Source organism: Amycolatopsis sp. H20-H5, from assembly GCF_035828755.1.
Lineage (GTDB): Bacteria > Actinomycetota > Actinomycetes > Mycobacteriales > Pseudonocardiaceae > Amycolatopsis.
On sequence record NZ_JAYMZS010000001.1, the window covers coordinates 117,375 to 134,070 of the forward strand.

The 16,696-nt window shown below is 66.6% G+C and carries 12 protein-coding genes and 2 tRNA genes; 3 read left to right on the plus strand and 11 right to left on the minus strand.

Annotation, left to right across the window (positions count from 1 at the left end; genetic code table 11):
• The first annotated feature begins 185 nt into the window (after window positions 1-185).
• Together QMK34_RS00570 and QMK34_RS00575 are read left to right on the plus strand one after the other, a co-directional pair.
• On the plus strand, window positions 186-1,985 hold the full coding sequence (locus tag QMK34_RS00570) for a PstS family phosphate ABC transporter substrate-binding protein (protein ID WP_326410052.1): 1,800 nt from the start codon (window positions 186-188) through the stop codon (window positions 1,983-1,985).
• A 285-nt stretch (window positions 1,986-2,270) separates the two neighbouring features.
• Window positions 2,271-3,236 (plus strand): hypothetical protein, encoded by a 966-nt coding sequence (locus QMK34_RS00575; protein ID WP_326410054.1) that lies wholly within the window; start codon window positions 2,271-2,273, stop codon window positions 3,234-3,236.
• 130 nt (window positions 3,237-3,366) lie between these two features.
• Here QMK34_RS00575 and QMK34_RS00580 read toward each other — a convergent pair whose 3' ends face one another.
• The 6 genes from QMK34_RS00580 to gltX all read right to left on the minus strand — a co-directional run bounded on the left by QMK34_RS00580 (window position 3,367) and on the right by gltX (window position 10,021).
• Window positions 3,367-5,556: a hypothetical protein gene (locus tag QMK34_RS00580; protein ID WP_326410056.1), complete on the minus strand. Its 2,190-nt coding sequence runs from the start codon at window positions 5,554-5,556 to the stop codon at window positions 3,367-3,369.
• Window positions 5,557-5,989: 433 nt separating this feature from the next.
• A complete protein-coding gene (locus QMK34_RS00585) occupies window positions 5,990-6,667 on the minus strand; it encodes a GNAT family N-acetyltransferase (protein ID WP_326410058.1) in 678 nt (225 codons plus the stop codon).
• Between the two features lie 629 nt (window positions 6,668-7,296).
• Window positions 7,297-7,369, minus strand: a tRNA-Glu gene (locus tag QMK34_RS00590).
• Window positions 7,370-7,459: 90 nt separating this feature from the next.
• A tRNA-Gln gene (locus tag QMK34_RS00595) sits at window positions 7,460-7,531 on the minus strand.
• Between the two features lie 85 nt (window positions 7,532-7,616).
• The gene (locus QMK34_RS00600; protein ID WP_326410240.1) at window positions 7,617-8,336 is read right to left on the minus strand and encodes an HAD family hydrolase; all 720 of its coding nucleotides are present in this window, start codon (window positions 8,334-8,336) and stop codon (window positions 7,617-7,619) included.
• 203 nt (window positions 8,337-8,539) lie between these two features.
• Window positions 8,540-10,021 carry a glutamate--tRNA ligase gene (gltX, locus tag QMK34_RS00605; protein WP_326410060.1) on the minus strand — a complete coding sequence of 494 codons (1,482 nt, stop codon included), beginning with the start codon at window positions 10,019-10,021 and terminating at the stop codon, window positions 8,540-8,542.
• A 98-nt stretch (window positions 10,022-10,119) separates the two neighbouring features.
• Between gltX and QMK34_RS00610 the strand changes: the two genes are divergently transcribed.
• Complete coding sequence (locus QMK34_RS00610) at window positions 10,120-11,367, plus strand: FAD-dependent oxidoreductase (protein WP_326410062.1); 1,248 nt, start codon at window positions 10,120-10,122, stop codon at window positions 11,365-11,367.
• On the opposite strand, the gene QMK34_RS00615 is transcribed toward QMK34_RS00610, so the two are convergent.
• The 5 genes from QMK34_RS00615 to QMK34_RS00635 form a co-directional block, all read right to left on the minus strand.
• Window positions 11,364-12,134 carry a fumarylacetoacetate hydrolase family protein gene (locus QMK34_RS00615; RefSeq protein WP_326410064.1) on the minus strand — a complete coding sequence of 257 codons (771 nt, stop codon included), beginning with the start codon at window positions 12,132-12,134 and terminating at the stop codon, window positions 11,364-11,366. The genes QMK34_RS00610 and QMK34_RS00615 overlap by 4 nt on opposite strands.
• A gap of 35 nt (window positions 12,135-12,169) precedes the next feature.
• The gene (locus QMK34_RS00620) at window positions 12,170-12,745 is read right to left on the minus strand and encodes a lipoprotein (RefSeq protein WP_326410066.1); all 576 of its coding nucleotides are present in this window, start codon (window positions 12,743-12,745) and stop codon (window positions 12,170-12,172) included.
• A 180-nt stretch (window positions 12,746-12,925) separates the two neighbouring features.
• A complete protein-coding gene (cimA, locus tag QMK34_RS00625) occupies window positions 12,926-14,545 on the minus strand; it encodes a citramalate synthase (RefSeq protein WP_326410069.1) in 1,620 nt (539 codons plus the stop codon).
• A 307-nt stretch (window positions 14,546-14,852) separates the two neighbouring features.
• Entirely contained in the window at window positions 14,853-15,251 is a 399-nt protein-coding gene (locus tag QMK34_RS00630) for a hypothetical protein (protein ID WP_326410071.1), read from the minus strand.
• 237 nt (window positions 15,252-15,488) lie between these two features.
• Complete coding sequence (locus tag QMK34_RS00635) at window positions 15,489-16,526, minus strand: 3-isopropylmalate dehydrogenase (protein ID WP_326410073.1); 1,038 nt, start codon at window positions 16,524-16,526, stop codon at window positions 15,489-15,491.
• Between the last annotated feature and the right edge of the window lie 170 nt (window positions 16,527-16,696).

The following is a 16,696-nucleotide window of genomic DNA, read 5'->3' on the forward strand; positions in this document are numbered from 1 at the left end:
ACGGCGTTTTACGCCGTGAAGGTGGCCTTCAGGGGCATTGGGCCCAGCGAGGTGAGAAAGGCGCGCGAGTACACGGAATCGCAGGTGAACGACGCGTGAACTTGTCCTGCGCGAGCGCCGTGGAACCGTCGGCCGGGCCGTACTGTTTCCTTTCTTGACCTTTGCGCCTGGGGAGGTGGCCCGTTGTGCTGTCAGGTTTCGCCGACGCGCTGAAGACGGTCGGAACGGTGCTCAGCGGCAGCGGCGGCACGATCGGGCTGGCCGTCGGGATCATGCTGGTGTTCGGCGCCCCGCTCGCCGACCGGTACCTCCTGCGGCCGAAAAGGCTGCAGTACCGGGTTCTCTACGACTCCAACATCGGGCTCAGCCCGGACGAGTTCTACGACAACCGGCGCCGCGGCCACGCCGATCCCCAGCTCGTCCTGATGGGCGACCTGATGAGCCGGATGACGGTGGTGGTCATCCGGATCCGCAACATCGGCAGCAAGACGATCGACGAGAAGGACTTCGGCTCGGCGATCACGCTGTCGTTCAGCGGCCGCGTCATCCACGACATCCGGATCTCGGAGGCGGGCCGCGACGAGTACCACGGCGTCGTCAGGGTGGACAGCGTGCGGGACAGGGTCCGGCAAAGCCTGGACTTCGTCGACAGCACCGGCACCGCCGCCCCGGACCGCGATCATCTCGAACCCGGCCGGGCAGGCGACCGGACGACCCCGCCGTCGATCGCGTCACTGCGCGAGGTGGCGCGAAAGAACATGCAGCACCGGTTCGCCGGTCCGGACCGGACGCCGGACACCGCCGACCCGCCGGGCACCGAGTGGAAGCCGGACCAGCTCGTGCTTTCCGGCTTCCGGCTGGACAAACGGGAACGGTTCAAGCTGCTCGTCGTCCTGCTGGAGCCCGAAACCGACCAGGGGGTGCAGCTCACCAGCGAGCTGACCAAGGGCGTGCTGGTCAACGGGCAGATCGACAAACGCCAGCCCCGCAACCAGAAGAAGTCCCGCCGAGTGACCTGGCAGCAGGTCGCCACCGCGACCGGGACGCTGCTCACCGGCGTGCTGGTCGCGGCCCTGCTCATCCCGGGCCCGGCCGCGCAGGGCAGCACCGACGCCTCGATCCGGTGCGCACGGGGAACCGTCGCCATCAAGGGATCGAGCGCGTTCACCCCGATCATCGACACCATCGCCGGGGTATACCGCCGCTCCTGCGCCGGGGCCACCATCACCGTCACCTCCACCGGCAGCATCAACGGCGTCCACGAGTTCACCACCGAGCAGGGGCGCGACAGCCACAACGTCCTCGGTGTCCTGTCCGACGGGAAACCCTCGGAGAATGTGCCCGATCTCGAGGCCCACGCCATCGCGGTGATCGTCTACAGCATGGTGGTCAACCGTGACACCGGAATCGACGGGCTCACCCTCGAGCAGGTGCGGGGCATCTACACCGGCCAGTACCGCGACTGGCAGCAGCTGCGGAGCGGCCCGTCGCTCCCGATCCGGATCGTCAGCCGCGGCCAGGAATCGGGCACCCGTGCCACTTTTGAGCGCAAGGTGCTCGGCCACCCGGAGACGATCCTGTCCTCGGACTCCTGTCTTTCACCCGAACGGGCGATCCAGGCGCCGGTCATCCGCTGCGAGCGCAGCAGTGCCGCCCAGCAACTCGACCAGATCGCCGCGACCCCTGGCGCGATCGGCTACTCCGACACCCCCGCGGTCAAAGCGGACATCGCGCGCGGCAGCAGGATCAGCTCCGTCCCGCTCGACGGCCGCTATCCCGACGTCAGCACCATCAGCGCCGGTTTCCCGTTCTGGACCGTCGAGTACCTCTACACCCAGGGCGTGCCCGACAACGACTCCGTGCTCAAGAACCTGCTCGACTACCTCAGCAACGGCAACGCCCGCGCCGAACTCCACGACGCGGGTTACACCCCGTGCGTCACCAAGACCGGCCTCGTCCTGCCCCTGTGCGGCAACGGGCCCTAGCGGTCACGGGATTCCGAAAGCAGGAGGCGAAGCCACGAGCTGACCCGTCCACCGGTGTGGACACGGCGGCGGGAAGCTGCCGACCTGGGGCTCGCGCAAGTCGCCATGCACCCGGCACAAGCGAACGCGTCGTTCAAGCTGAGCGACCTCGATCAGTGACATGGACCAACGACACCGCAAGATCAGACAACGGGGCGGCCCAACCGCTCGGGAACCACCGCGAACGTTTGCCCCAACGGGTCGGCATCGCTGCACCCCGATACGACCCGCGAGGGGTGTTCCGCCGTGGATCGCACCGCGAGAATCGACCGTCCAGACAATAATCGAGGTGTACTGATGCAACCCAAAGGTGCGGAACCGACGCCTGCCGAATCCGAGCAGGCCGAGACGGAACGACTCCTGTGCGGCATCACGCAATGGTTGATCTTGGCTTGGCGGAAGAAACCCAAGCTGAGCTGGGCCGAAATCGTCGAATGGTTCCACCGCGAGTATGGCGCCGAACCGCCGCTCCCACCCGCCTGCATCGCGCTGCTCCAGTACTACACCGGCGCCAAGCCGACGAGCGCTCGGGACCTCGAGGGCGACCCATCACTTGTCGCCAACGCAATCGCCAAGACCGCGGCCGCCATCGCGGCGGAGGACAGGAACAAGCAACCGCAGGTGCCGCCCCCAGACCTCAACCTCCACTTGGGTGTGGAGGACGAGGACTTCGAGACCGAGGATCTGCGCGCGGCGTTCCTTAGTGAAGCCGCCGAAGCCGTCGGCCAGCGATGCTCGCAAGACCTGCTGTACGGTGCCGCTTGCCAGCAGCTCTACGGCTCGACGCTCCTGCCCGGCACGCTGGCCGAGGCCTTGGAGGACGAGCATTGGCTGGCACTGCTGACAGAGGATCTGCGACTCCATTCGAGCGACGCCGATTGTTCGCTCCATCACATGTTGCACTACATAGTCGCCCGCTGGGGTGGCCGGACCGAACCGACGGAGATTCTGCGACTCTACGTCGAGGACGCGGACACTCTCGGGCTCAGGTGGAGTCGCGACGCAGGAGAGGTCACGCGAGAGGTGTACGCGACCATTGAGGACCCCGAGGCCCATGCGGGCACCACCGACGAAAGGGAGATCATCGAGCGCATCCTCAGCCGATTCGACCGGGACGCGCTCGACCAGGTCGGCGCATGGTACGAACAGCAGTTCCTCGTGCGGATGCAGTGGATCGGCGCTATCGCCGAGAACTACCGCGGCCGAATCTAAAAAAGGATGTCCCACGCCAGCTGCATTCATCGTGTGAGGCCGCGAACACCCAACTCCGGGCGCTCCGCAAAAATCATCACCTGCACGTTTACGAACCCGGTATCGCCGCTGGTCACGGCATATATCCAGTTCACCCCTGCTTGATTTCGCGGTCGCGATAGCGGTCCTGACTCTTGATATACGTGGCAACTCCGGTGAACTCGCTGCGCTGGACGGCGCTTCTGTGCTGGGTGACCACAAAGTGGTCTCGCCGCGGCCGACGACGGGGTACGCGCTTGATCTCGCCGGTAACCCACCCTGTGATCTTGAGCAACTTGATCACGGTGTCGTCGTACTCAGTGAAGTCTGAATCGGCCGAAAGAAGCACCCGGCCCATATACGCCGCGTAGTAGCAGCTACCGTTCTTCCCGCTGAGCGTATCGAGAATATCCACATTGATCGACTCCGGATAGCTGGTCCCCACCTTGACCTCTATACACTCTGTGTCACCACTGTAGGTGGCATCACCAGTTGCCGTGCCGACCTGCACGTTGACCAGCGCCTTGGGCTTCACCTTTACCTGTTCCAGCGCGTCTATCAGATCGGCGACGTTGATGGGTGCGAAAGCAGCGCGAAGGTCCTCGAACGTCGCGAAGAACTTCTTGCTGTCCCCATCGTTGTACATGGCAATTATCTGGGTTTTCTCAGACTCCAACGGCCTTATCGGCTTGCCGTCATCCGATATTCGACTGACTAACTGAGCGATTGCCGCCTTAAACACCGATTGGTGCGCCCAATCGACTGGAACGCAGCCCTTGACCAGCCCGGCTTGCGTAGCCAATAGGCTGCGTGCATCACTCCGCTGCCTGGCCATGGCCTCGCCACTCAACACCTTACCCGCGATATTCGTGCGAGCCGGGGCTTTCGGGTCGAACAGGTCCCTGTTTTTGCTCACCATCTCATTGTAATCCCGGAACGCATCCCCAAAACTGTTGCCCATCCGGCGGCCCGCGGCATCCATGGAGCCTGGCCAGAGCGTGAGACCTTCCGGCAGAATCAGGTCAAAAGACCTCTCCTCGGCTAGCAGGAAGTCCTCCGGCTGCCACGTCACTTCTGGTGCCGCGCCGGAAGGCTCGACGTCGGAGTGATGTTCGACGTAGGCGGGCTCGACATCCAAGTACCGCCCGCCCTTGTCTTCCCGTACGCGATATCGAGGGTAGACTTTTTTGATCCCAATCTTCACCTGCGGGAAGGGTAAACTGCCATCGCTTGTCGGAGTAACGTGAAAGATGTCCCGACAAGGGCCGGTGTGATACTCCCGGAATACAGTGCCCACATTGTCGAACGCGTCCATCGCTTCCAGTATCGAGGCGCCGGTGTCCAGCGCTCGGATCGCCAACCCGAGCAAGCGCAGCTCAGGATCGAGATCTTCGATCTGATTGAAGAAGACAACGCGGTCAACCACCTGGAAGTATCCACAGCGGTCACCGCCGTTCCGAACGCCGTCGAGCACTCGGCGGTTCGACTTTGTCAGACCGTCTCCCGCCAGCGTGGCTTCGACGTGGAACCCGTTCGTCGGATCGTAGCTCCACAGCCAGGAAAAGCAGAAGCCAGCCGCCTGGATTGGCGCCGGCTGCACCCCTGCGCCGACGAGGCCGCAAATATCCGCGTCCAGCCCGGTCCCTGGCCTGGTCGTGACTTCGCCGACGCCGATGGAATGCATTCGCTCGACAAGGGAGGGCATATCTTTGTACACCGTCGACATCGGGATGCTATCCGCGACAAAGATGGTGAGGGTAATCGACTGGGCGTCTTGAGTAACGTCTTCTGCCGTACTTTCGGTTTCATCGCTCCATGGAATGTCGCCCAGTACATCGACTTCCCCTCCGGCTGGCCCGGTGGCCGAACCTTCGCCATCCTGGCCGGGCCGCATGGATTCTTTGACCAGCAGGAGATCGCTTCCCGCGTAAGTGCAGACCGACGAGACATCCCCGAGAAAAACCTTTACATCCAGCGACATATTTCCATCAGTAAATGCGTCAGTCAGGTCGTCAACGAATTGCGTCAAGTTTGCGACTTCGCTTGTCACCTGGTCGAGAGCGATAGGTAGGACGGCGGAGTTCTGATACCACGCCAAGTTCAAGCCGTAGGCGCGTTCGTTGTAGTCGTCCAGTGCCGGACACAGCATCTTCATACACTCGGCGAGTGCGGGAAAGTCGCGTTCTGTTGTGCTATCGAGAGCGCACACCGACAGCAGAGGAACGACCTGCGCGATCTGCTCGTCATCGCCAGATAGGCCTTTGGCATAGAGCGTAATATATGTTCTGTTGATGGGTTCCATGGCGTGCCTTCCGGTGAAGAATCCTCGGCCTGCCTTCACGTGGACTCCACCATGCCATGTCGCACCGCCTTACGACAGGAATGACGCGCAAACCATCGCGCACCAATGGATGCCCGATCGGGACAAGGTGTGTATGCCTGGGCCTCACTGCCCCAACGCTTGGCCTTCGACCTGACACGCGGGCACCAGTGCGGCGCACGCATGTTTCACCACGCCGTGCGGGCTGCAAGCCGACGCGGCCGCGGGCGATTGCGCCGTGGCGGTACCCGCGAGTCTCGCCAGTGGAGCTTCACGCACTCACCGAAGTCGATCTTCTGATCGCCATCTTCGGCGGGCATCTGGACGATCTTGTCCGCGTCACCAAGACAGGCAGGTTCAGGCGGTCACGGCAGGCGATCTTGACGTTCAGCGGGGAAGGCATCCGCCATTAGATCTACGTGCGGCCGGCGCTATACGGAGTGGGCGACACCCAGCGTCGGAACGGACCAGCATCGCAGCATTCCAGTGGTGTCCATTCCTCCGCCGTCAGCGCCAGCCGCACGCAGCCGCGCCAGGCTCCGTTGAGGCGTTGGAACCGGGGCGATATCCCCTCGCGGCGAAACCCGAGCCGGTGCGCGAGCGCGACCGACCGGATGTTGTCGGGTGCGATGTTGATCTCCAGGCGGTGCAGCTCGAGTCCCTCCGCCGCCAGGAAGCACTGGTCGACCACGAGGCGCAGGGCTTCTGTCATCCGGCCGGTGCCCGCGTAGGGCAGATACGCGTCGTAGCCCACCGTGGCGGTTTGCGAAGATCCGCGAAGTATATTGTAGACAGTGATCTTTCCGGCGATGCCACCGTCGGCTCGGTTGATGACTAGGAACACCGGCTCGGTATTGAGTTCCGATTTCGCGAGCATGTCCCAGAAGTCGTTGTCCTCATCCGGGACGTGGTTCCACGGGGCAATGTGCTGCGCGCTCCTCCGTACGGCAGCCATCAGCGGCGCTTTGTCCTCCTCGCGTGGCGGCCGGATCTCGACGCGACCGCAGCGATGGGCCGAGCGGTGCACGTGGTGTTCCCAGCCCACACCGTTCAGCTCGGGGCGGGCGGGCATTTCAGCAGACGATCTGGCCATAGCTCACTCCATGCTGTTGTCTTGCCGTGTTCCAGGGCGGCGGACCGGCAGGAGCTCGATCGACAGCACTCCGCCGAGCACACTGACCGCCGGGGCGACGGCCCCGCGACAGTCCGCATCGGTTGCTCAGACTGCCCGGGATGAACCGCTGCCTGGCGGCATCGGCCAGCGGGAAAGCGGCGGATCGGCATGATCCCGCTGCCCTCGACGCTGCAGAGAAGCGCACTGCTCACAATCGGAGTACAGCACCGCGCAGACCGACGATGACGCTATCGCGCAGGAACTGCGCACTCAGGCAACACACTTGGCCCGTCCGGCCAAGACAAGCGGTCGAGGTGCGACCGGGCACGCGCCGCGTGCTGAGCCGCTGTCACGTTCGGTGCTTCTCCCCTGACCGGTGTGGCACGCAAACCAGAGGTGTCAAAGGAAAGCAGATCGCCCCAGGGTCGTACGGGAACCGTCCAGGCCGGACGAAGGTCGCGGCGGTGGTTCGTTCGCGTCCTGCCGACAGCGATCACCGTCGAACGACGGCTGCTGACGACGACACGTCATCCGGACAATCAAGCTACCCCAGAAACACTTCAGCGCCCGCTGACCTGGGTCAACGAGCGCTGAGTGGAAGCTGACTGTACCCCCGATGGGATTCGAACCCACGCTACCGCCGTGAGAGGGCGGCGTCCTAGGCCGCTAGACGACGGGGGCTTAGGAACTTCATCTTCTTTTGTTGTTTCTTGCGAGAGACAACTTACCAGACCGGGTTCCCGCCGTTTCGACGGGGGTCACTCTCTGCAGCTGGGGTACCAGGACTCGAACCTAGACTAACTGGACCAGAACCAGTCGTGCTGCCAATTACACCATACCCCAGTGAGACGCTGAGTCACTTCGAAGCAAGACCAGACAGCTTGATTGGCTCAGCACCGCACGAAGAGAAATACTAGAGCACGCTGTTTCACCCGGTGAACGCGGGGGTCTCGGCTGCCCGCTGCGCCGGGACACCGACCGTCACGAACTCGGAAACGAGCAGCTCAGGGAGCTTTTCGAGGCTGGACAACGTGTGCACCCCGGCCGGCGCCCGCTCCGCGATGCCGTCGCGGTCGAGCCAGACGGCGCCGAGTCCGGCGTCACGGGCGCCGATGGCGTCGGTGTCGAGTTTGTCGCCGACGTGCACCGTCCTGGCCGGCTCGCAGGCGAGTCCGAGGCAGACCGAGTGGAAGATCACAGGGTCGGGTTTGGCTACTCCGAGTTCACCGGCGATGGCCACGTGATCGAAGTACGGCGCGAGCCCGAGGTCGGCGATTTTCTGCCGCTGGTGCACCCCGGAGGCGTTCGTCACGGCGGCCAGCAGCACGCCTGCCGCACGAAGCCAGTCCAGGCAGGGCAGGACGTCGTCGAACAGCTGCCAGGACAGCGAGAGCAGCTCACGGCGGCGGAGTTCGAAACTCGCCACCTGGTCTGCGTCGGCGACGATCCCGATCTCGGCGAGGAAGCATTCGGTGCGCCGGTGGTGCATCGTCGCGTAGTCGATCCCACCCGCGACGACGAGCGCGACGTGCTCCTCGGTGATCAGGTCCCACAGCGGCCACAGGTCGGCGCGGCCGGTCAGCGCTTGCAGGGTGCCGCGCAGCGCCGCGGTGCAGTCGATCAGGGTGTCGTCGATGTCCAGGCACACCAGGTGCAACTCCGGCGGTGACCACGGATCGGGCTGACCGGGTCCGGCGAGGACTGTCGGAGTTCGGGCACGGCGAGCAAAAGCGGAATCCACCAAGTGAGGCTAGGACACCCGGCGCGTTCGCGATTCGGCCAACGAGGTGACAGCCGCTGCTCCGTTCCGGCGCAGCGGCTCTACTCCCAGTCGATGGACCGCGGGTCGGCTCAGTGCCCCGGCACGGCCCGGTGCAGCCGGGCCAGGGAGGTCTCGCGCCCGAGAAGCTCCATCGACTCGTACAGCGGCGGCGACACCGTGCGCCCCGTGATCGCCACCCGGACAGGGGCGAAAGCCTTGCGGGGCTTCAATCCCAGACCATCCACAAGGGCGTCCTTGAGCGCCTGCTCGATCGCCGCGGTCTCCCACGACTCCAGCGCTTCCAGCGCCGTGATCGACGCGCGCAGCACGGGCTCGGCGTCGGCGTTGAGCACCTTGGTGGCCGCGGCCTCCTCGGGCGCGAACTTCGCCTCGTCGATGAACAGGAACCGCAGCATGTCGACTGATTCGGAAAGGACGGTGACGCGCTCCTGGACCAGCGGGGCGATCGCCGCGAGCTTCGCGAGCTGGGCGTCGTCCGGCTGTTCCGGCAGGACACCACCCGCGCTCAGGTACGGGATCACCCTGGTGACGAAGTCCCCGGCGTCGAGCGCGCGCACGTGCGTGCCGTTGATCGCCTCGGCCTTCTTGACGTCGAAGCGCGCCGGGTTGGCGCTGACCGTGGTGACGTCGAAAGCCTCGACGAGCTCGGCCACGCTGAACACGTCACGGTCGTCGGCGATGCCCCAGCCGAGCAGCGCGAGGTAGTTGAGCAGGCCCTCGGGAATGAAGCCGCGATCGCGGTAGAGGAAAAGGTTCGACGAAGGATCCCGTTTGGACAGTTTCTTGTTGCCCTCACCCATCACGTAGGGCAGGTGCCCGAACTCCGGGGTGAACTCGGCGACGCCGACGCGCCGTAGCGCCGCGTAGAGCGCGAGCTGGCGGGGGGTCGACGGCAGGAGGTCCTCGCCGCGCAGCACGTGGGTGATCCGCATGAGCGCGTCGTCGACCGGGTTCGTCAGCGTGTACAGCGGCTCGCCGTTGTTGCGGACCAGCACCGGGTCCGGGATCGTGCCCGCCGGGAAGCTGATGTCCCCGCGCACGAGGTCGGTCCAGGCGAGGTCCTCGGCAGGCATCTTCAGCCGCAGGACGGGCGCCCGGCCGTCGGCGCGGAAGGCGTCGCGCTGGGCGTCGGTGAGGTCGCGGTCGAAGTTGTCGTAGCCCAGCTTCGGGTCCTGACCGGCCGCCTTGCGGCGCGCCTCGACCTCTTCGTTGGTCGAGAAGGCTTCGTAGAGCTCCCCGGCCGCGAGCAGCTTCGCGGCGACGTCGGCGTAGATCTCGCGGCGCTCGCTCTGCCGGTACGGCCCGTACTCGCCGCCGACCTCGGGGCCTTCGTCCCAGTCGATGCCGAGCCAGCGCAGCCCGTCGAGCAGCTGGTCGTAGGACTCCTGCGAGTCGCGGGCGGCGTCGGTGTCCTCGATGCGGAACACCAGCTTGCCGCCGTTGTGCCGGGCGAAGGCCCAGTTGAACAGCGCCGTGCGGATCAACCCGACGTGCGGGGTGCCGGTCGGCGAGGGACAGAAGCGCGCGCGAACCTCAGAAGTCTCACTCATAACCCGTTCAGCGTATCCGTCGCCTGAACGCTTGACGCACCGGTGGGCCCGGTGCATCCTGAGTTTATTCAACGATTGATGAATAACGGGAGGGTGAGATGACCGAGCACAGGCAGTGCGTAGTCGTCGGAGGCGGGCCCGCGGGCATGGTGCTGGGCTTACTGCTGGCCAGGGCCGGGGTGAAGGTCACGGTGCTGGAGAAGCACGGCGACTTCCTGCGGGACTTCCGGGGCGACACCGTGCACCCGTCGACGTTGACCCTGCTCGACGAACTGGGGCTGGGCGAGAAGTTCAACGCGCTGCCCCACAGCGAGATCCAGCAGATCTCGCTCCCGAAGCCGGACGGCACCCAGCTGGTCTTCGCGGATCTCAGCAAACTGAAGGTCGCTCGCCCCTACGTCGCCATGGCCCCGCAATGGGACTTTCTCGACCTGCTCGCCGACTCCGCTCGCGGCGAACCGACGTTCGACCTGCGGCTCAGCACCGAAGTGACCGGACTGCTCCGCGAAGGCGGGCGCGTGGCGGGCGTCCGATACCGCACCGCCGACGGCGAGACCCGCGAACTCCGCAGCGATCTCGTGGTGGCCGCGGACGGCCGCTGGTCGCTCGCGCGCCGGCAAGCCGGGCTGGTGCCCAAGGAGTACGCCACGCCGTTCGACGCGTGGTGGTTCCGGCTTCCCCGCCACGAGGGTGAAGCGGGCGACACGCTCGTCCCGCAGCTGCACAACCGGCGCTTCGCCGTCGCGATCCCGCGGGCAGGGTACTTCCAAATCGCCTATATGGCCCCGAAGGGCGTAAACCTAGCGCTCCAAGGCATCGAACGGTTCCGCGAGAACGTGGCGCAGGTGTACCCGAGGTTCGCGGACCGGGTGGAGAGCCTGACGGAAATGGACGACGTCAAGCACCTCGACGTCCGCCTGAACCTGCTGCGCCGCTGGCACGTCGACGGGCTGCTCTGCATCGGGGACGCCGCGCACGCGATGTCGCCGGTCGGCGGGGTGGGCGTCAACCTCGCGGTGCAGGACGCGGTCGCCACGGCGGCGTTACTGGCAGGCCCGCTCCTGCGTGGGCGGCCGACCGGCGAGGAACTGGCGAAGGTGCGGGCGCGGCGGCGGCTGCCCACGTTGCTGGTGCAGGGCCTGCAGCGCGGGCTGCACCGGGTGATGATGCGCCCGGTGATGGAGGGCAGGCGCAACGGGCCGCCGGCGGCGCTGCTCAAGGCGTTCACCCTGTTCCCGGCGCTGAACATCGTGCCAGCCCGCCTGGTGGGCCTCGGTTTCCGTCCGGAGCACGCCCCGGACTTCGCCCGGCGGGCGGCCGAGCCCGTCGAGCTCGACCGGGGTTAGAGAGCCTGGACGGGGTTGGTCAGGGTGCCGATGCCCTCGATGGTGATCGACACCTCCTGGCCGTCGGTGATCGGGCCGACGCCCTCGGGGGTGCCGGTCAGGATGACGTCGCCGGGCAGCAGCGTCATCACGCCGGAGATGAACTCGATCAGCTCGGGGATCTTGTGCACCAGATCCGAGGTGCGGCCGTCCTGCTTGAGTTCACCGTCCACTTCGGAGCGCAGCGCGAGGTCCGAGGGGTCGAGCGAGGTCTCGATCCACGGGCCGAGCGGACAGAACGTGTCGTACCCCTTGGCGCGGCCCCACTGCCCGTCGGACTTCTGCAGGTCACGGGCGCTGACGTCGTTGGCCACGGTGTACCCGAGGATCACGCTCGCCGCGCGGGCGGCGGTGACGTTCTTGACCGGCTGGCCGATGACGACGGCCAGCTCGCCCTCGAAGTCGATCCGGCCGACCCCGCCGGGCCGCTTGATCGCCGCGTTGGGGCCGATCACGCTGGTGGAGGGCTTGATGAAGGTCATCGGGGCCTGCGGCACCTCGTTGCCGAACTCGGCCGCGTGCTTGGCGTAGTTCCGGCCGATCGCGATGATCTTCGAGGGCAGGATCGGGGCCAGCACCCGCACGTCGGCGAGCGGCCAGCGCTTGCCGGTGAAGTTCGGGTTGCCGAAGGGATGCTCCGCGATTTCGAGGACCTGGGTGTCTTCACCCTCGCCTTCGACCGAAGCGAACGCGACTCCACCGGGATGGGCAATTCGGGCTAGGCGCACGAGAACCGATCCTACGTGCGCCCGGCCCGGCTGGCTCAGGCGGTCAGCTTCAGGCTGGACTTCGCCAGTTCGAACGCGGGCTGGATCTCCTTGAACAGGTCCGCGTCGATGCTGCTGATCGTGACCAGCGCGACATTCCCGCCGACCGGCACCGCCAGCACCTGGTTCGGCAGGTCGACGTCCATCGACTTGGCGGTGTAGGTGACCTCCTTGGCCGCGACCGCGCCCGCCTGGACGTCGGTGTAGGCGAACCCGGAGTTCTTGCCGACGGCCGTGTACGCCCCCAGCGCGGCCATCGGGTCCGTGACGCCCTTGGCCAGCAGGACCCGCACGTAACCGATGCTGCCCGCGGGCTTCGCGTCGATCTCGCAGAGCAACTCGGCCCCGCCGAGCTTGGTCCCGGACGTCGACGCCTGCGGCTTCCACTTCGCGGCGACCTTGAACGTCACCGGCATCGGACAGGCGGAACCGGCGGCCCCGACCTCGTCCCCGGCGGGTGCCTGGGCACCCGGCTTCGGCGCGTCCGTGGTCGACGCCGCCTGGTCGGCCGACCCGCAGCCTGCCAGCACGAAAAGGGCGGCAGCAGCCGCCGCGGTGATAACGCTACGCATGATTTCCCCTCGCTGAGTCCCCCGACCCGGACATAAGGGTAGATCAACACACGCCGGTATCCGTACTCCCTTTTCCGGCACTCATCCGGCACTCATCATCCGGCAAAGCGACACGCGACTCGTCGACGAATCGTGGTCTCTCAGTCGCTAAGAGACCACGACTCGTCGACGAGTCGCCGCTCAGCCCACGGACAGGCTTTTGTGGATCAGCGCGTCGCACAGGGCGAGCCAGCTGGCCTCGACGATGTTGCCGTGCACGCCGACCGTGGTCCATTCGCGGGCACCGTCGGTGGTTTCGACCAGGACCCTGGTCACCGCGTCGGTGCCGGGATGGCCGGACAGGATGCGCACCTTGTAGTCCGCCAGCTCGACGGTGTCCAACCAGGACAGATGCGGGCTGAGCGCCTCGCGCAGCGCGGCGTCGAGCGCGTGCACCGGGCCGTTGCCCTCGGCGGTCGCGATCACCCGCTGCCCGCCGACATGCACCTTGACCGTTGCCTCGGACACCACCTCGCCGTCCGCGCGGTGGTCAAGGACGACGCGGTAGGACTCGAGTTCGAACGGCGGCACGTCGAGCACGTCGCTCTGCGGGCCGTCGACCTCCCTACGCAGCAACAGTTCCAGCGACGCGTCCGCCGCCTCGAACGACCAGCCCTCGGCCTCCAGCCGCTTGACCTTCCGGATCGCGTTCGTCAACGCGTCGGGCTGGCCGGCCAGGTCAACCCCGAGCTCACGTCCCTTGAGCTCGAGGCTGGCCCGGCCGGCCATCTCGGTGACCAGTACCCGCATGTCATTGCCGACAGAAGGTGGATCGATGTGGTTGTACAGCAACGGATCCACCTTGATCGCGCTCGCGTGCAACCCCGCCTTGTGGGCGAAGGCCGACGCCCCTACATAAGCCTGGTGGGCGTAGGGGGCGATGTTCGCGATTTCGGCAAGAGCATGGGAGACCCGGGTGAGCTCGGCGGCGCGTCCGGTCGGGAGCACCTCCATACCGAGCTTGGCCACCAGATTTCCCGTCACGGCGAACAGATCGGCGTTGCCGGCCCGCTCCCCGTAACCATTGGCGGTGCACTGGACGTGCGTCACGCCGGCCTGCACCGCGGCGATGGAATTCGCCACGGCGCAGGAAGTGTCGTCCTGGCAATGGATTCCGAGCCGGAACCCGGTCTTTTCCTTGACCTCGCGGACAGTTTCGGCGAGCCCCAGCGGCAGCTGCCCGCCGTTGGTGTCGCACAGCACGAGGACGTCGGCACCGGCGTTCGCGGCGGCGTCGAGCACGCGCAGCGAAGTGTCCGGCGAATAGGCGTAGCCGTCGAAGAAGTGTTCCGCGTCAAGGAAGACACGGCGTCCTTCGGCCACCAGGAAGGACACGGTGTCCCGCACCATCTCGCAGGCTTCGTCGACGTCGACACGCAGGGCGCGCTCGATGTGGCGGAGGTCGGACTTGGCCACCAGCGTGATCACCGGAGCCTGCGAGTCGAGCAGCGCGCGGACCTGCTTGTCCTGCTCCGCCTTGGCTCCCGCCTTGCGGGTGGCGCCGAACGCGACGAGCGCCGCGTGCTTGAGGACCAGTTCCCCGGCGGCAGCCCTGGCGAAGAACTCGGTGTCCTTCGGCAGCGCGCCGGGCCAGCCGCCCTCGATGAACCCGACGCCCAGTTCGTCGAGCAGCCGGGCCACGGCCAGCTTGTCCGTGGCGGAGTAGGAGATCCCCTCGCGCTGCGCGCCGTCGCGCAGGGTCGTGTCGTAGAGGTGGAACGCGTCACCCAGCGGCGTATCGGCGGGCTCCTGGCGAGTCACGGTTTCTCCTACGTGGCGGTCTGGCAGCTGTTTCGGGCACAAAAAAACCTCCCGCACGGATGCAGGAGGTTGCGCGCTGGGAGCTCTCGTGAAGCTCTAACCAGCGCGCTCGAGAATAATGGAGAAGGAAGCCATGCGGGCACTATGCCACACGCCCGGCCCGCGCGTCCACCCACCGGTCCCGCCGTCCCACATCGCAGGACGCCCCGCGAAGCCCCGACGGCCGGGCTGACTGCCTCTGAAGGCCACCATGACGGCGTTTAACGCCGTCATGGTGGCCTTCAGAGGCCATCTCATCGAGGGGGAACTAGTTCAGGTGCAGGTTGCCGGTCGGCACGCAGGCCACCGTCAGCCACACGTTCAGCTGGTTCTGGGCGGCCTGGATCGTGTAGTTGCCGTCACTCGCGTGGTCGTACACCTGGTACGACCCGAAAGCCGGGTCCTGCGACAGCCGAGGGTCGATGTAGTTCAGCGCGTTCCAGTACGGAGTGTCCAAAGTGAACCATCCCCAGTGGACGGCGTTGGTCAGCGAAGCCGGGCTCATCGCCGCGCCCGCGGGAGACGGCGTCGGCCCCGACTGACCTGAACCCGACAGCGGCGGGATCGGCACCGGCGTGCCGCTCGTCGCGGCCAGGCCGCTGCCCGTCACCGTCACGGTGGCGGCGAGCACCAGCACCAGCCCCACCAGCCCCTTGCGCATCTTCAAGGACTCTCCCCTTGGTTCCGTGGAGGCCGCACGCCCCCGCGAACCACCATCGCCGGGGGTGCGTCCCGGCCACCAGGGACCGCGCTCGGGAGAAAACCGGGACGCAGGTCCCAGCGGGGCCGGGCCCAGGGGTCACCGTGCCGATGCCTCGGGGACGAACTCGCCCGGACACCTCAGCGGTCAAGGGTCCGGGCGAGCTCACTGCGAGACGTTCATTCAGTTGGGTGGACGACCAGCTCAGCCGGTGCGGACGTTGGAAGACACGAGCGCGGCGAGCCGGTCGCCGATCGCGTGCGTGGCGCCAGGGGACGCCTGGTCGCGCGTGGCGAGGTCGAAGGCCACCGAGGCCTCGATCCGCCGCGCGGACTCCTTCTGGCCGAGGTGGTCGAGCAGCAGCGCGGCGGAGAGCACCGCGGCGGTCGGGTCGGCGAGACCCTGGCCCGCGATGTCCGGGGCGCTGCCGTGCACCGGCTCGAACATGCTCGGGTTGCGGCGGGTGATGTCGAGGTTGCCGCTCGCGGCGAGCCCGATGCCACCGGTGACCGCGGCCGCCAGGTCGGTGAGGATGTCGCCGAACAGGTTGTCGGTGACGATCACGTCGAACCGGGACGGGTCGGTGACCAGGTGGATCGTCGCGGCGTCCACGTGCGAGTACGCGACCGTGACGTCGGGGTGCTCGAGCGAGACCTCCTCCACGATGCGGGACCACAGGCCGCCGGCGTACTCGAGGACGTTGGTCTTGTGCACCAGCGTGAGGTGCCGGCGAGGCCGGGCCTCGGCGCGGTTGAACGCGTCGGCCACGACCCGGCGGATGCCGAAGGCGGTGTTGACGCTGACCTCGGTCGCGATCTCGTGCTCGGTGTCCTTGCGCAGCAGGCCGCCGGTGCCCGCGTACGGGCCTTCGGTGCCTTCGCGGACGACGACCATGTCGATCTCGCCGGGGTCGGACAGCGGGCCGCGCACGCCGGGGTACAGGCGGGCGGGGCGCAGGTTGACGTGGTGGTCCATCTCGAACCGCAGCCGCAGCAGCAACCCGCGCTCGAGAATGCCGCTGGGCACCGACGGGTCACCGACCGCGCCGAGCAGGATCGCGTCGTGCTGGCGGAGTTCACCGAGCACCGACTCCGGGAGCAGCTCGCCGGTCGAATGCCACCTGGCCGCGCCGAGATCGTAGTTCGTGACCTCCGCGCCGGGCGCCACTTCACCGAGCACCTTGAGCGCCTCGGCGACCACTTCGGGCCCGATCCCGTCACCTGGGATCACAGCGAGCCGCATCCAACACACCTCCGTCGAGAGGGCGATCTGGTGTCCCTGATCGCCCATCCGCAAGAAAACGCCAGCAGCGGAAGGTTACCGGCCGTAGACCCGCCTGCCGCGACGCACCACCCTTATGCCGCACCTTCTCGCATTTCGAGACAGTCGCGAGGGTGAACAGAAAAGGGCCT

Bases quoted from the DNA above. Each gene is read 5' to 3' on its own strand.
- QMK34_RS00585 (WP_326410058.1), bottom strand. From the start codon at position 6,667: ATGGCCAGATCGTCTGCTGAAATGCCCGCCCGCCCCGAGCTGAACGGT.
- QMK34_RS00580 (WP_326410056.1), bottom strand. From the start codon at position 5,556: ATGGAACCCATCAACAGAACATATATTACGCTCTATGCCAAAGGCCTA.
- QMK34_RS00610 (WP_326410062.1), top strand. From the start codon at position 10,120: ATGACCGAGCACAGGCAGTGCGTAGTCGTCGGAGGCGGGCCCGCGGGC.
- QMK34_RS00635 (WP_326410073.1), bottom strand. From the start codon at position 16,526: ATGCGGCTCGCTGTGATCCCAGGTGACGGGATCGGGCCCGAAGTGGTC.
- gltX (WP_326410060.1), bottom strand. From the start codon at position 10,021: ATGAGTGAGACTTCTGAGGTTCGCGCGCGCTTCTGTCCCTCGCCGACC.
- QMK34_RS00620 (WP_326410066.1), bottom strand. From the start codon at position 12,745: ATGCGTAGCGTTATCACCGCGGCGGCTGCTGCCGCCCTTTTCGTGCTG.